General features: G+C 70.7%; 10 protein-coding genes and 1 riboswitch. Of the genes, 2 read left to right on the top strand and 8 right to left on the bottom strand.

Annotation, left to right across the window (positions count from 1 at the left end; all coding sequences use genetic code 11):
- Position 1: 1 nt before the first annotated feature.
- Positions 2 to 1,654 carry a BUD32 family EKC/KEOPS complex subunit gene (locus tag Ahu01nite_RS08250; protein WP_203835830.1) on the top strand — a complete coding sequence of 551 codons (1,653 nt, stop codon included), beginning with the start codon at positions 2 to 4 and terminating at the stop codon, positions 1,652 to 1,654.
- Here Ahu01nite_RS08250 and Ahu01nite_RS08245 read toward each other — a convergent pair.
- Together Ahu01nite_RS08245 and metH are read right to left on the bottom strand one after the other, a co-directional pair.
- Positions 1,608 to 2,456: a hypothetical protein gene (locus Ahu01nite_RS08245; protein ID WP_203835829.1), complete on the bottom strand. Its 849-nt coding sequence runs from the start codon at positions 2,454 to 2,456 to the stop codon at positions 1,608 to 1,610. The genes Ahu01nite_RS08250 and Ahu01nite_RS08245 overlap by 47 nt on opposite strands.
- Positions 2,457 to 2,527: 71 nt before the next feature.
- On the bottom strand, positions 2,528 to 6,151 hold the full coding sequence (gene metH / locus Ahu01nite_RS08240; RefSeq protein ID WP_438874762.1) for a methionine synthase: 3,624 nt from the start codon (positions 6,149 to 6,151) through the stop codon (positions 2,528 to 2,530).
- 18 nt (positions 6,152 to 6,169) lie between these two features.
- Positions 6,170 to 6,244: riboswitch (S-adenosyl-L-homocysteine riboswitch) on the bottom strand.
- 188 nt (positions 6,245 to 6,432) lie between these two features.
- Here metH and Ahu01nite_RS08235 point away from each other — a divergent pair.
- Positions 6,433 to 7,389 carry an MHYT domain-containing protein gene (locus Ahu01nite_RS08235; RefSeq protein WP_203835828.1) on the top strand — a complete coding sequence of 319 codons (957 nt, stop codon included), beginning with the start codon at positions 6,433 to 6,435 and terminating at the stop codon, positions 7,387 to 7,389.
- Positions 7,390 to 7,485: 96 nt separating this feature from the next.
- On the opposite strand, the gene Ahu01nite_RS08230 is transcribed toward Ahu01nite_RS08235, so the two are convergent.
- From Ahu01nite_RS08230 to Ahu01nite_RS08210, 6 genes are all read right to left on the bottom strand, one after another.
- Positions 7,486 to 9,330, bottom strand: a complete 1,845-nt coding sequence (locus Ahu01nite_RS08230; protein ID WP_203835827.1) for an elongation factor G — start codon at positions 9,328 to 9,330, stop codon at positions 7,486 to 7,488.
- A gap of 127 nt (positions 9,331 to 9,457) precedes the next feature.
- The gene (gene cydC / locus Ahu01nite_RS08225; protein ID WP_203835826.1) at positions 9,458 to 11,128 is read right to left on the bottom strand and encodes a thiol reductant ABC exporter subunit CydC; all 1,671 of its coding nucleotides are present in this window, start codon (positions 11,126 to 11,128) and stop codon (positions 9,458 to 9,460) included.
- Positions 11,125 to 11,709: an ATP-binding cassette domain-containing protein gene (locus Ahu01nite_RS50260; protein ID WP_239158712.1), complete on the bottom strand. Its 585-nt coding sequence runs from the start codon at positions 11,707 to 11,709 to the stop codon at positions 11,125 to 11,127. The genes cydC and Ahu01nite_RS50260 overlap by 4 nt, the downstream gene beginning before the upstream one ends.
- Positions 11,634 to 12,725, bottom strand: a complete 1,092-nt coding sequence (locus Ahu01nite_RS08220) for an ABC transporter transmembrane domain-containing protein (protein ID WP_239158711.1) — start codon at positions 12,723 to 12,725, stop codon at positions 11,634 to 11,636. The genes Ahu01nite_RS50260 and Ahu01nite_RS08220 overlap by 76 nt, the downstream gene beginning before the upstream one ends.
- Positions 12,722 to 13,717, bottom strand: coding sequence for a cytochrome d ubiquinol oxidase subunit II (gene cydB / locus Ahu01nite_RS08215; RefSeq protein ID WP_203835825.1), 996 nt, complete (start codon positions 13,715 to 13,717; stop codon positions 12,722 to 12,724). The genes Ahu01nite_RS08220 and cydB overlap by 4 nt, the downstream gene beginning before the upstream one ends.
- 9 nt (positions 13,718 to 13,726) lie before the next feature.
- The gene (locus tag Ahu01nite_RS08210) at positions 13,727 to 15,115 is read right to left on the bottom strand and encodes a cytochrome ubiquinol oxidase subunit I (RefSeq protein WP_203835824.1); all 1,389 of its coding nucleotides are present in this window, start codon (positions 15,113 to 15,115) and stop codon (positions 13,727 to 13,729) included.
- Between the last annotated feature and the right edge of the window lie 15 nt (positions 15,116 to 15,130).

Below are 15,130 nucleotides of genomic sequence, written 5' to 3'. Positions count from 1 at the left end.
GATGGCCAACCCGCGGCAACTGCTCCACGATCGCATGTCGGCCTCTCTCGGCGGACGCAGTGACGACGAGCTGACGGCACTGCTCAGGGCTGCACCCGCCGGCGCCGTCGGCGTGGGCGGCGGCTCCTCGGTAGTCACCGTCGACGGCGTGCCGGTGTTCGCGAAACAGATCCCGATCACCGCTCGCGAGCTGGCCCACCCGCACAGCACCGCGAACCTGTTCGACCTCCCGGTCCACTGCCAGTACGGCATGTACCGCCTCGCCGGCCCGGGCTTCGGCGCCTGGCGCGAACTGGCCGCCACCACCATCGTCTCCGACGCGGTCCTCGCCGGCGACACCCCGTCGTTCCCGCTGCTGTACCACTGGCGCGTGCTCCCCGGCCGTCCCCCGGTCGCGCCCGAACACCACGACATCGACGCGGTGGTCACGCAGTTCGGCGGCTCCCCCGCCGTACGCACCCGCTTCGAGGAACTGGCCGCCGCCGTCTCCAGCCTTGTCCTGTTCCTCGAACACCTCCCCGGCCCGATCTCCGAGAGGCTGACCGCCCAGCCCGAGACCATCGAGCGCCAGCTGTTCGAGATCGTGGCGTTCCTGCGCAGCCGCGACCTGCTCCACCTGGACGGCCACTTCGGCAACATGCGCGCCGACGCCGACCGCCTCTACCTCGTCGACTTCGGCCTCGCCACCTCGTCCACCTTCGACCTGTCGGCCGCCGAACGCGACTTCGTCACCCGCAACCTCGGCCACGACAGCGATTACGCGGCCATGCGGCTGGTCAACTGGCTGGTCACCACGGTCTGCGGCGTGATCGGTAGCCTCACCGCCCGCAACACGTACGTCCGCCGGTGCGCAACCGGCGACATCCCGCAGGACGTCCCACCCGCCGTCGCGGCCATCCTTGCCCGCCACGCCCCCGCCGCAGCCCGCATGAACGACTTCTGCTGGCGCCTTCACGACGGCGACATCCACGCGCAGTATCCCGCTCCCGTCACCGCGGACGACGTCGACCTTGCCGTGCGGCTCGCCGTGGGCGTCCTCCGGGACGCGCCCCCGCAGGGGTGGGGTCGTAAGGCGGGTCCGCTCGACTGGGACTGCTGGGAGACCGCCGAGCACCTCGCGAACGACCTGTTCTACTACGCCGCGCAGCTGGGGCCGCAGAGCCCGCCGCTGGACACCCATGTGCCTTTCGCCTTGAGCCGGGACAGGCCGGACGCACCCGCGACGTTCCTCTCCGCGGACCGTGCCGCGGGTCCGGCCGGCCTGCTGCAGGTGCTGGAGACGTGTGGTGCGCTGCTGGTCGCGATGGTGCGGACCACGCCGCCGCAGGTCCGCGCCCACCACGCCGCCGGGGTGTCGGACCCCGAAGGCTTCGCGGCGCTGGGGTTGCAGGAGACGCTGGTCCACATGCACGATCTGGCGAAAGGCCTCGGGCTTGCCTGGGCCCCGCCCGCCGATCTCTGCTCACGGTTGCTCGCCCGCCTGTTTCCCGAGGCTCCTGGCGGCGCCGATCCGTGGCTCACCCTGTTGTGGGCCACCGGCCGCGGCTCCTTGGAGGGGCACCCGCGTCTCACCACGTGGCGCTCGGACAGCACACCGCGGTTTTCCTCTACAAGCGACCGTTCGAGCGCAGGGTCAGCAGAGACTCCAGCGTGACCCAGCCCCGCCACTCCGGCCGCGTGATCGGTGTCCACGACTCGAACGTGAAGTCCCAGCCGCCGTCCGCCTTCTGCTTCGCCTCCAGCGCGTCCAGATGCCGGTCGATCACGTCGACGTCGAACAGCGACCGGGCGAGGCTGTCCGGGTGGGGTGCGAAGTCGAGCGGCCCGTGCACGTCACCGTCGGCGGCCGGGTCAAGGTCGATCACCGAGCGGACGGATTCGCTCAGGGCGGCCCAGGTCGCTTCGGCTCGGGACCGGTCCGGCACGTGCTTCAAGAACTTCACGATGGTGCGTACGTCGTAGGCGCCGACAGCATTCAGATTGTCGAGGGCTGTCCAGCAGAAGCCGGTGGCCCGCTCGACCCACGGGTGCCCGACGCCGTTCTTGAGCAGCAGGCCGGCGATCGAGGCCGTGGGGTTGAGCGAACCGGGCAGCCCGGTGACCGGCGTCCACCACGGACCGCGCGGGCTCGTGGTCGGCAGCACCCAGGGCACCCCGCCGTCCGGGCGGGTAATCGACTCGAGGTAGCTCAGGATGCCGTCGACCAGCCCGGGATCGAGCGTGCCCACATCGTCCATGATGAACAGCGCGAGCTCCACGGGGACCGGCTGGCTCTCGGGGCCGCGCAGGTCGGGTTCGAGCGCGTGCCCGAACCCGCCGTCCGCGTTCCCATAGGGCCGCAGCGCGTCGATCACCGTCGCCGGGTCACCGTCGCGGAAGTGGAACGCGAACCGCAGCCGGTCGAGCAGTCGCGCATTGACCCAGAGGAACGCCTCCGCACGATCCACAGTATCCATCGTCCCACCCTACGACCGGGGCCCGGAAAAAACTGGGCCGGCCCCGCAAGGCCGGCCCGGTATCAAAGCGCTCAGGCGATCTCGTACGCCAGGTTCGGCCGCAGCCACCGCTCGATCTCGTCCAGCGGCATCCCGCGCCGCTTGGCGTAATCCTCGACCTGGTCCTTGGCGATCCGGCCGACGGTGAAGTACTTGGCGTCCGGGTGGGCGAAGATCAGGCCGCTGACCGCCGCCGCCGGAGTCATGGCGAACGACTCGGTGAGGGCGATGCCGAGCTTGTCCGACTCGAGCAGCTCGAAGAGGTCCTTCTTCTCGCTGTGGTCCGGGCTGGCCGGGTAGCCGAGCGCGGGCCGGATGCCGCGGAAGCGTTCCGCGTGCAGGTCGGCGAGGTCGGGCTGGGCGTCCGGCTCGAACCATTCGCGGCGGGCCTCGAGGTGGATGTACTCGGCGAAGGCCTCGGCGAGCCGGTCGGCGAGGGCCTTGACCATGATCGCGCGGTAGTCGTCCTGCTCCGCCTCGTAGCGGTGGGCGAGGTCGTCCGCACCCTGGATCGCCACCGCGAACCCGCCGAGGTGGTCACCCTCGGGCGCGATGTAGTCGGAGAGGGCCCGGTTGGCGCGGCCCTGCGGCTTCTGCGTCTGCTGCCGCAACATCGGGAACCGTACGCCGTGGGAGCTGAGCACGATGTCGTCGCCGTCGGAGTGGGCGGGCCAGAACGCGTACGCCCCCTTGGCCTGGAAGGACCCGTCCTCGATGATCTTGTCGAGCATGGTGTTGGCGTCGTCGAAGAGCTCGCGGGCGACGGGCTGGTCGAGGATCGCGGGGTACTTGCCCTTGAGCTCCCAGGCCAGGAAGAGGAACTGCCAGTCGATCATCTCGCGCAGCGTCGCGATGGACGGCTCGACGACCTTGATCCCGGTGAACGACGGGGTGGGCAGCTCGGTGAAGTCGACGACCTCGTGGTTGGCGCGGGCCTCGTCGACGCTGAGCAGCGGCTGGGAGCGGCGGTTCTCGTGCTGCTCCCGCAGGCGCGCCTGCTCCTCGCGGTTGGCCGTGTCGAGGGTCGCCGCGCGGCCCGGGTCGAGCAGGTCGGAGACCACGCCGACGACGCGGGAGGCGTCGAGGACGTGCACCGTGGCGCCCCCGTAGACGGGCGCGATGCGTACGGCGGTGTGCTGGCGTGAGGTGGTCGCACCACCGATGAGCAGCGGCAGCTGGATCCCGCGGCGCTGCATCTCGGCACCCACCGACACCATCTCGTCCAGCGACGGCGTGATCAGGCCGGACAGCCCGATCGCGTCGGCACCCTCGGCGATCGCCGTGTCGAGGATCTTCGCGGCCGGGACCATGACGCCCAGGTCGATGACCTCGTAGTTGTTGCAGCCCAGGACCACGCCGACGATGTTCTTGCCGATGTCGTGCACGTCGCCCTTGACCGTGGCGAGGACAACCTTGCCCTGGCCGCGGCTGCCGGCTTTGTCCTTCTCCATGAAGGGCTCCAGGTACGCAACCGAGCGCTTCATCACGCGGGCGCTCTTCACGACCTGCGGCAGGAACATCTTGCCCGCCCCGAACAGGTCACCGACGGCCTTCATGCCGTCCATCAGCGGTCCCTCGATCACGTCGAGGGGACGGTCGACGAGCTGCCGGGCCTCCTCGGTGTCCTCCTCGACGAAGTCGACCACGCCGTGCATGAGGGCGTGCTTGAGCCGCTCGGCCACGGGGGCCTCACGCCAGGTCAGGTCGATGACGCGCTTGGTGCCCGAGCCGGTGACCGTGGAGGCGAACGTCACGAGGCGGTCGGTGGCGTCCTCGCGGCGGTCGAAGATGACGTCCTCGACGAGCTCCAGCAGGTCGGCCGGGATGTCCGCGTAGACCGCGAGCTGGCCGGCGTTGACGATGCCCATGTCCAGGCCCGCGCGGACCGCGTGCAGCAGGAAGGCCGAGTGCATGGCCTCACGGACGACGTCGTTACCCCGGAAGGAGAAGGACAGGTTCGAGATGCCGCCACTGGTACGCACACCAGGGCACCGCGCCTTGATCAGCGGCAGCGCGTCGATGAACGCCTTGGCGTACCCGTTGTGCTCGGCGATGCCCGTGGCGACCGCGAGCACGTTCGGGTCGAAGATGATGTCCTCGGGGGCGAATCCGGCCTCGTTGACCAGCAGGTCGTACGCCCGGCCGCAGATCGACACCTTGCGCTCGGTGGTGTCGGCCTGCCCCTTCTCGTCGAACGCCATCACGACCACGCCGGCGCCGTAGTCGCGCACCTTGCGGGCCTGGGCCAGGAACGGCTCCTCGCCCTCCTTGAGGCTGATGGAGTTGACGACGCCCTTGCCCTGCACGCACTTGAGCCCGGCCTCGAGCACGCTCCACTTGGAGCTGTCGATCATCACCGGGATGCGCGCGACCTCGGGCTCGGTCGCGATGAGGTTGAGGAACGTGGTCATGGCCTGCTCGCTGTCGAGCAGGTCGGCGTCCATGTTGACGTCGAGCAGGTTGGCACCGCCGCGCACCTGCTCCAGTGCGACGTCGGTCGCGGCCTGGAAGTTGTCGCCCTCGATGAGGCGGCGGAACTTCGCGGAGCCGGTGACGTTGGTCCGCTCGCCGATCATGACGAAGCCGGTGTCGGGGCCGATCTCGAACGGCTCGAGACCGCTGAACCGGGTGGCCCGCACGGGCTCGGCGACCGCCCGCGGGGCGAGACCCTGGACGGCGCCGGCGATCTGCTTGATGTGCGCCGGAGAGGTGCCGCAGCACCCGCCGACGATGTTGACCAGGCCGTCCTGGGCGAACCCGCCGACCAGGTGCGAGGTCTCCTCGGGCGTCTCGTCGTAGCCGCCGAACGCGTTGGGCAGCCCGGCGTTCGGGTGGGAGGCCACGTAGGTGCCGGCGAGGCGGGCCAGGTCGGCCACGTGCGGGCGCATCTCGGTGGCGCCGAGCGAGCAGTTGACGCCGACCACGAGGGGGTTGGCCCGCTCGACGGAGCGCCAGAACGCCTCGACCGTCTGCCCGGACAGGGTGCGGCCGGAGAGGTCGACGATCGTGACCGAGATCCAGAGCGGGAGGTCCGGGGCGACCGCGCGCGCGGCGGAGATGGCAGCCTTGACGTTGAGCGTGTCGAACGCCGTCTCGATCAGCAGAAGGTCCACGCCGCCCTCGGCAAGGGCCTGGATCTGCTCCGCATACGTCGCCTTGACCTGGTCGAACGTCACCGCGCGATAGGCCGGGTCCTCGACCTTGGGTGACAGCGACAGTGTCACGTTGAGCGGCCCGACGGACCCGGCGACGAACCGTGGCTTGCCGTCACGGGCCTCGGCCTCGTCGGCGGCCTGCCGGGCGAGCCGCGCCCCCTGGATGTTCATCTCGCGCACCATCGACTCGAGGCCGTAGTCGGCCTGCCCGATGCTGGTCGCGGTGAACGTGTTGGTGGTGGTGATGTCCGCACCCGCGGCCAGATACTGCCGGTGGACGTCGAGGATGACGTCCGGGCGGGTGAGGATGAGCAGGTCGGGGTCGCCGGTGACATCCTTGGGGTGGTCGTCCCCGATGAGATCGCCGCGGTAGTCGGCAGGGGTGAGCTTGGCACCCTGCAGCATCGTGCCCCACGCACCGTCGAGGACGAGGATGCGCTCAGCCATCAGCTGGCGCAGGGTCTTCACTACGTCTTTGCCGGTTTGCGCTGTTACAGACACGTGACCACCTCCGCAAGGATCTCGGAGGCGCCCTTGGTCGGTGAATCCAGTCCGAGCGTGGCGGGTCACCCCGTCGCAGCGCCCCTCGGCCTGGCGACTAAGACTACCCGAAGACGGTCGTATCGGCCGCACCCACCGGATGCCCGCGAGGGTCGGCTGGTCAGCCGGTCGGACGTCCCCCTAACAGCCCGATCTTGCCCCGGAACCGCCGCCTGGCCCCGCCAAATTCGCTTTCACCAGGCAAGATGCGCCCCGGGGATATACCTGGGGGGTACAAACAAATGGAAATTCACCACTTCCAGCACGGCTGGGTGACCCCGGCCATCAGCTACGCGCTGTCCGTGCTCGGCTCGATGCTGGGCCTGGTCTGCGCGGTCCGCCTGCGCTCCGCCACGGGCACCGGCGCCCGCACGTGGTGGCTCGCGCTCTCGGCCATCGCCATCGGCGGCACCGGCATCTGGACCATGCACTTCGTCGCCATGCTCGGCTTCGGCGTCGTCGGCACCACCATCCGCTACGACGTGGCCCTCACCGCCGCCAGCGCCATCCTGGCCATCGCGGCGGTCGGCCTCGGCATGCTCGTCGTCTTCGGCGGCACCACGGCCACCCGTCCCGGCCCGGCCCGCATCGCCATCGGCGGCGTCCTGGCCGGCCTCGGCGTGGCCGCCATGCACTACATGGGCATGTACGCCATGCACCTCAACGGCGCCATCTCGTACGGCACCGGCAAGGTCGCCGCCTCGATCGCCATCGCCGTCTTCGCCGCCACAGCGGCCCTCTGGCTCGCCGCCAACGTCCAGCGCCCCGCCGCCATCTTCGGCGCGGCCCTCATCATGGGCGTGGCGGTCAACGGCATGCACTTCACGGGCATGTCCGCGATGTCCGTACACACCACATCCACCGCAACCAGCCCGACCGGCGCTTCCGGCACATCACTGCTGATCCCGATCGGCCTCACGGTGCTGTTCGGCGTCCTCGGCCTCCTGTACGCCCTGATGGCAGCGCCGACGGACGAGGACCGCGCCGCCGCGGAGTACCTCGCCTCGCGCCGCCAGGGAACGCCTGCCGCTCCCGCACCCGCCGGCCCGCGGCCCGGCTCCCTGCCGCCCGCATCCGGTCTGTCCGCATCCCGGCCGTCCGAATCTGGGCCGGCCGCATCCGGCGGAAACCCGCCCGGGTCACGCTCGTCGGCCCTCGGCGGCGGCTCCTGGACCTACCGCGACCGCGAATCCCGCTGACCACTGTCTGACTGACGCCGCGCCCCGGCAGGGTTACCGCCGGGGCGCGGCTTGCTCTCCGCCGCACCCCGCAGGGTCTGCCGGGCCCCGGTGCTCTCAGGCGAGCATCCGGCTGTTCAGGTGGCGCAGGTATCGCTCACGGTCGAGCGGATCGCCGTCGAGGCGGGCCCGCACGGGCGGCGGCCCGCTCACCGGACGGTCACCGCCCGGCCGCATCCAGAGGGCACCCTCACCATGGGTCAGGCCCGGAAGCGCCCGGGTCAGGTCCTGCGCCGACCGGGACGGAACCTCACCGGTGACCGCCCAGGACTCACCGCGTCCGGCGGTGCCGGAGACGGCGGCCCCGAGCCCCGCGAGCGCGCCGAGCACCGCACTGAGCGTGTCCCCGGGAACCTCCACCTCGAAGGCCTGGCAGGGCTCGTGCACCCGGGTCCCGGCCTCCTGCAACGCCCGCAGCAGCACCACGGGCGTGAGACCCCGGAAGTCCGCGGCGGTCGAACTGGGCGACTTCCATCCCGTACGCACGACGGTGACCTCGCAGTCGAGCACCTCCCAGCCGAAGAGCCCCTGCTCCAGGGTCTTCCGGACGGACTCCTCGACGGCGACGTGGAACGCCCGGGGCAGCGCACCCCACTCGTCCTCCCGCCGGTACACCGTCCCCGCCCCGGCCCGCCCCGCAGCGACCCGAAGCCCGACCGTCGCCCAGAAGTCACTGCCCCCGCGCTTGTCGAACTCGACCATCGCCGTCCCGCTCCCGCACAGCCGCTCGAAGCAGACCGGCTGGATCCGCCCGAAGACCGCCTCGACACCGAACTCCCGCACCAGCCGTTCGGCAAGCACCTCCCGCTGCACGGCCCCGTACAGCAGCACGGAGGACCCGCCATCCGCGGACACCCGCGTCCGGATGAGCGGATCCTCATCAGCGAGCCGCAGGAGCGCAGCGTGCAACCGAGCCTCGTCGCCGGGGCACGCGGGCCGCACCACGGCTTCCAGCCCCGGTGGGGAGAACACCGGCGCGGGGTCACCGCCCCGCTCCCCGAGCCGGTCGCCCACCCGTACCCCGGAAAGCCCCCGGACCCGGCCGATACTGCCGGCCCTCAGCACCCGGCCGTCCGCACCGACCACCTCGATCCTGGTGACCCGCCCCCTGACCACCTCGTCCCCCCGCCGCAACCGGACCCGCTGCCGCTCCCGGACCTCCCCGCCGAACAGCCGCAGATACGCGACCTTCTCCGCCCCGTTCCGCCGCTCAACGGCGAACACCAGCCCACTGGCCGCCCCCTCGGCCGCCGCAGCCCGCGGCGCCGGCCGGTTCGCCGCGGCGAGGGGGCCGAGGACGGTGATCAGGCCGTTCGCCAGGTCCTGCACGCCGGCGCCGGTGATCGCCGAGCCGAAGTACGCGGGATGCAGGCTCCCGGCCACCGTCTGCTCGGTGATGAGCGACCGCAACTCGTCCGCCGCCGGGTCGTTCATGGCGAACACATCAGCGCCAAGCTTCGCGCGTACCTCAGGGATGATCTCTTCCGGCCGGGCGCCAGGCCGATCGATCTTGTTGATGAACAACACGACCGGCACGCCGAGCCGGCGCAGCGAGCGGAACAGCACCCTGGTCTGAGCCTGCACACCCTCCACCGCGGACAGCACCAGAACCGCCGCGTCGAGCACGGTCAGCGCGCGTTCCACCTCGGCGATGAAGTCCGGGTGCCCGGGAGTGTCGATCAGATTCACCTGCACGCCCGCCCGGGTGAACGAGGCGACCGCCGAGCGGATGGTGATCCCCCGCTCACGTTCGAGTTCACCGCTGTCGGTACGCGTATCGCCCCCGTCGACGCTGCCGAGAGCCGCGATCACGCCGTGGTCGAACAGCAGTCGCTCGGTGAGACTGGTCTTACCGGCGTCGACATGCGCCAGGATGCCGAGATTGAGTGTGGGACGGGTCAAGAAGAACCTCGCGAGGTCGGAACGGACGAATGATCCGGAACGTTCCGATGCCTCGCATGTCGCCTCCCGATAACGAACTACCGAACGGTGACCGCACTGATGAGCGGAGGTGCGATCACCGACGACCCTATGACCGTCCCGCCGGCGCCGCTACCGATTTGCCCGCCCGGCCGAGCGTCACGACCTGGTCCACGCCGGGCACGACGTCGCTCCGATGGGTGATGAGCAGGACCGTGCGGTCCCCGGCGGCGAGGAGCAGGTCCCGGGTGAGCGCCCGCGCGGTCTCGTCGTCGAGGTGTTCCGTCGGCTCGTCGAGGATGAGCACCCGCGCGTCGGTGAGCAGCGCCCGGGCGAGAGCGAGCCGGCGCCGCTGCCCGCCGGAGAGTTGCGCGCCGTGCTCGCCGACGAGCGTTTCCAGACCGTCCGGCAGCGACTCGGCCCAGTCGAGCAACCGCGCTTCCGCCAGGACGGCACGCAGGTCGGCAAGGCCCGCGTCGCGACGGCCGATGCGCAGGTTCTCGGCGATGGTCGTGTCGAACAGGTAGGCGTCCTCCGGGAGGTAGGTCACCAGCCGCCGGACGTCAGCCGGGTCGAGGGTGCGCAGGTCAGCCCCGTTCAGCGTCACACTGCCCGCCCGCGGGTCCAGGAACCGCACCAGCAGCGCCGCCACGGTCGACTTCCCCGACCCGCTCGGCCCGGCCAGCGTGGTGCGGCTCCCCGCCTCCAGGGTCAGCGAGAAATCCCTGATCGCGGTACGCCCCGGCACCCATCCCGCGGTCACCCGGTCAAGCCGCAGCGTCACCGGCCCCGATGGCGCACCAGGGACCGGCACGGGGCCGGGCACCTCGGCGACCGGGTCGGGAGCAGCGAAGATCTCGCCGAGCCGCCGCAGAGCCGCACGCGCCCCCGCCAGATGCTGAGCAGCTGCCGGCAGGGTCCCGGCGACCTCAAAAACCGCCAGCGGCGTCAGGACGACCACCGCGAGCAGCTCCCCGGAGAGCGTCCCCGCCCGAACCGCCACCGCACCGGCGGCAAGACCCGCGAAAACGCACAGGCCCGTGCTCAACGCGGTCACCGCCGCCGAGACACCCGTGGCGAACGCCGACCGCTCCCCCGCCGACCGCAGCCGTCCGTCCACCTCGTCGAGGTGGGCGAGGTGCCGGTCCACCGCACCGTACGCCGTCAGATCACTCAATCCGTGCAGCAGGTCCACCGACGCCGTCGCCAGTTCGCCGCGCAGGGGTGCCAGCCGCCCGTCCGCTCGCCGCACGGTCCGGGACTGCAGGACGGGAACGATCACGCCGACGAGCACCAGCGTGACACCGAGCGTGACGCCCGCGACCGGCAGCAGTGTCCCCACGAGCGCGACGGAGCCGACGCCGACCAGCGACGCCACCGCGTACGGCAGCAGAACCCGCGTCACCAGGTCGAGAACCGCGTCCACATCGGTCACCAGACGCTGGACCAGGTCGGCGCGGCGGAAGTCGGCCAGGCCGGCGGGGGCCAGGCGTTCGAGGCGGGTGTAGAGGCGCACGCGCAGGGATCCGAGGATGCGGAACGCCGCGTCATGACCGATCAGCCGTTCCAGGTAGCGCAGCACGCCCCGGCCGAGCCCGAACGCGCGGACCGCGACGATGGCGACCATCAGGTGCAGCACCGGTGGGTGCTGCGCGGCGCGGGAGATCAGCCAGGCGGACGTGGCGAGCAGCCCGACCGCGGCACCGGCAGCACCGGCACCCGCGAGCGCGGCCAGCAGCAGACGGCCCCCGGCGGGCCGCAGCAGAGCGAGAACGTTCATACCGCCACCCCGCTGAGGGAGATCTCCCGGTCGGCGAGGGCGATCAGCTCCGGCCGGTGCGCGGCCATGATGACCGTACGCCCGGACCCCAGCCGCCGGATCGCCCCCATCACCGCGCCGGCCGTGACAGCGTCGAGGTTCGCGGTCGGCTCGTCGAGCAGCACGATCGGAGCATCCCGGAAGAACGCCCTCGCCACGGCCACCCGCTGACGCTGCCCCGCGGACAGTCCCGTTCCTTCGTCGCCGAGGCGCAGTTCGAGGTCCTCGGTGCCGGCGAGGATCGCCGCCGCGGACGGGTCGCCCGGTGCTCCGAGCGTGATGTTGTCCCGGATGGTCGTGGCGAACAGGTACGGCCGTTGCGGCACCCACGCCAGCCGGGCACGCCAGGCCTCGGGATCCAGGTCGGCCAGCGGGATCCCGCCGATGGTGACGCGTCCCGAGGCGGGAGTGGCGAAGCCGAGCAGGACGTGGAGCGCGGTCGACTTCCCGGAGCCGCTCGGCCCGGTCAGCGCGACCACCTCGCCCGGCCGGATGACCGCGTCGAGCCGCAACGCCGGCGAGTCCCGGCCGGGGAAGCGCACGACCACCTCCTCGAAGGCGATGGCCCCACCGGCGGACCGGGCAGCGTGCCCGTTCCGCGCACGGGCACGGGCGTCCCGAGGATCGCGAAGGCCTCCGACGCCGCGGCCAGCCCCTCGGCGCTGGCGTGGTAGTTCGCGCCGACCTGCCGCAACGGCTGGTAGGCCTCCGGCGCGAGGATCAGGACGAGCAGCGCCGTCGCGAGGTCCAGGTGGCCGCTGACCAGGCGCAGCCCGATGCCGACCGCGACCAGCGCGACGGACAGGGTCGCGAGCAACTCGAGCACCAGCGACGACAGGAACGCCGTGCGGAGCGTCCGCAGGGTGAGCGTTCGTTGCTCGTCGCTGATCCGGCGGATCGTGCCGGCCTGCGCGCGGGCCCGGCCGAACAGTTTCAGGGTCGGCAATCCGGCGACCACGTCCAGGAAGTGGTGCGACAGGCGGCTCAGCAGCCGGAACTGGCGCTGGTTGGCCGCCTCGGTGTGCAGCCCGACCAGGGCCATGAAGACCGGGATCAGCGGCAGGGTGAGCGCGATCGTCACGGTCGCCGTCAGGTCGGCCGGCGCCAGCCGGACAACGACGATCACGGGCACGAGGACGGCGAGCACCAGGTGCGGCAGGTAGCGCGCGAAGTACGCGTCGAGCGCGTCCAGCCCGCGCGTCACGAGCACGGTCACCTGACCGGTCGGTGCGGCGTGGGACGGCCCGAGCGCCGCGAGGCGGGCCAGGACCTGGCGGCGCAGGGCGGACTTCACCCCGGCGGCGGAGTGCGCGGCCGCCACCTCCTGGGCCCAGGCCACGAATCCCCGCCCGGCGACCACCACGCCCAGCCAGACCAGCGTCGGCATCAGCTCGTCCACGCCCGCGCCGTGCAGGAACACCGCGGTGATGCCGTTCGCGAGCAGGGTCGCCTGCGCCACGATGAGCGCCGCGAGCGCCACCCCGAGGGCGACGGTGACGGCCAGGTAGACCCGGGTGGTGCGGGCGTACCGGAGCAGGCGCGGGTCGAGCGGTCTCATACCGGGATCCGTTCGACGGTCAGGCGCTTGCGGAACACCCAGTAGGTCCACCCCTGGTACGCGAGCACGAGCGGCGTGAACACCACCGCCACCCACGTCATGACCCGCAGCGTGTACGGGGTGGACGCCGCGTTCGCCGTGGTGAGACTGTTCGCCGTGGAGATCGACGACGGCATGACGTCCGGGAACAGCGTCACGAACAGCGCGGCCACCGCCAGCACGATGGTGAGCGCCGTCGCCACGAACGCCCAGCCTTCACGGCGTACCCGGATGGTCAGTGCACCCGCGACGAGCGCGACCGCGGCAGCAAGGGCGAGGATCGCACCGCTGAGCGAGGGGTGGGCGAGCACCGTCCAGAGCAGGAAACCGGCAGCGACGACAATCACCGGCACAGCCAGGCGCGCGGCGAGCGATCCGGCGCGTTCGCGCATCGGGCCGTCCGTCTTCAGGGCGAGGAAGACGGCGCCGTGCAGCACGAACAGTCCGAGAGTGGTCAGCCCGCCCAGCAACGCGTACGGATTGAGCAGCTCGAAGAACCCGCCCACGTACTCGTGCGAGGCGTCCAGCCGCACCCCGCGCACGATGTTGCCGAACGCCACGCCCCAGAGAATCGCGGGAACGACGCTGCCGGCCACGATCGCCGCGTCCCAGCCGCGTTTCCATCTCAGGTCGCCACGCTTGCCGCGGTACTCGAAGGCGACGCCCCGGATGATCAGGGCGACGAGAATGAGCAGCAGCGGCAGGTAGAAGCCGGAGAACAGCGTCGCGTACCACTCGGGGAACGCGGCGAACGTGGCCCCACCGGCCACGATCAGCCAGACCTCGTTGCCGTCCCACACCGGGCCGATGGTGTTGATCAGCAGCCGCCGTTCGCGGTCGTCGCGCCCGAGGACCGGCAGCAGGATGCCGACGCCGAAATCGAAGCCCTCGAGGAGGAAATAGCCGGCCCACAGCACGGCGATCAGTCCGAACCAGACAGTCGTGAGTTCCATATCAAGCTCTCAGTAGGCGAAGGCGAGGGGGCGGTCGGCATCGTCGGATTCCTGGTGGATTTCCGGCGCACCCGCTCGGGCGTATTTGAGGAACAGGCCGACCTCGATGACCGCGAGGACGCCGTAGAGCAGGGTCAGCACGATCAGCGACGTCGCGACCTCCGCTGTCGAGACCGAGGGCGACACGCTGTCGCTGGTGCGGAACAGCCCGAAAACGGTCCAGGGCTGCCGGCCAATCTCGGTGAAGATCCAGCCGAAGGAATTGCCCAGCAACGGCATCACCACCGTCGCGATGGCCGAGATCCAGAGGATCCGGGACCGCGGGGTACGCCCACCGCGCACCGCCCACAACGTCACGAGCGCGATCAGCATGGCGAGCCCGCCGAACCCGATCATGAGGCGGAAGGACCAGTACGTGACCGGAACGTACGGCGTGTAGTCGCCCTCGCCGTACTTCTGCGCGTACTCCTGCTGAATGTTGTTGATTCCCTCGACCTCGCCATTCGGGCTTCCCGTCGCCATGAACGACAGCAGTGACGGGATCCGCACGCTCGCCACCTCTTCGTGCCCGTCCAGGGACCCGATCGTGAAGATCGAGAAGCTGGCCGGCTGGGAGGTTTCGTAGAGCGCCTCGGCGGCGGCCATCTTCATCGGCTGCTGCTCGGTCATCACGCGGGCCTGCAGGTCACCGGTGATCAGCACGCCGATCCCCGCGATCAGCACCACCCAGGCACCGAGCTTCAGCCCCGGCCGGAACACGTCCTCCTGGTTCTTCCCGCGCAGATGCCAGGCGCTGACGGCGAGCAGGACGGCACCCGCGGTCAGGAAACACGCGGTGATGGTGTGCGGGAACGTCACCAGCGTCGTCGAGTTCGTCAGCAACGCCCCGATGCTGTGCAGTTCCGCGCGGCCGGTCCCGGGATTCACCTCGTAACCGACGGGGTGCTGCATCCAGGAATTCGCGGCGAGAATGAAATACGCGGACAGCAGCGTGCCGATCGAGGCCAGCCAGATCGTCGCCAGGTGCAGCTTTTTCGGCAGCCGGTCCCAGCCGAAGATCCACAGTCCGAGGAACGTCGACTCGAGGAAGAACGCGAGCAGACCCTCGATCGCGAGCGGGGCCCCGAAGATGTCGCCGACGAACCGCGAATAGTCACTCCAGTTCATCCCGAACTGGAACTCCTGCACCAGACCGGTGACCACCCCGATCGCGAAGTTGATGAGGAACAATTTCCCCCAGAACTTCGTGGCCCGCAGGTAATGCTCCTTACCCGTCCGCACCCACGCGGTCTGCAAACCGGCTACGAGCGCGGACATCCCGATGGTGATCGGCACGAAAATGTAGTGGTAAACGGTGGTGATGCCGAACTGCCATCGGGCAAGGTCGAGCGCGTCCACGGGTGGTTCCTCTCC

Origin of the sequence: Winogradskya humida (assembly GCF_016862215.1) — a bacterium.
Classification (GTDB): domain Bacteria; phylum Actinomycetota; class Actinomycetes; order Mycobacteriales; family Micromonosporaceae; genus Actinoplanes; species Actinoplanes humidus.
The sequence above is the reverse complement of the archived record's forward strand: the minus strand, read 5'-3'. Positions and strand labels throughout refer to the sequence as shown.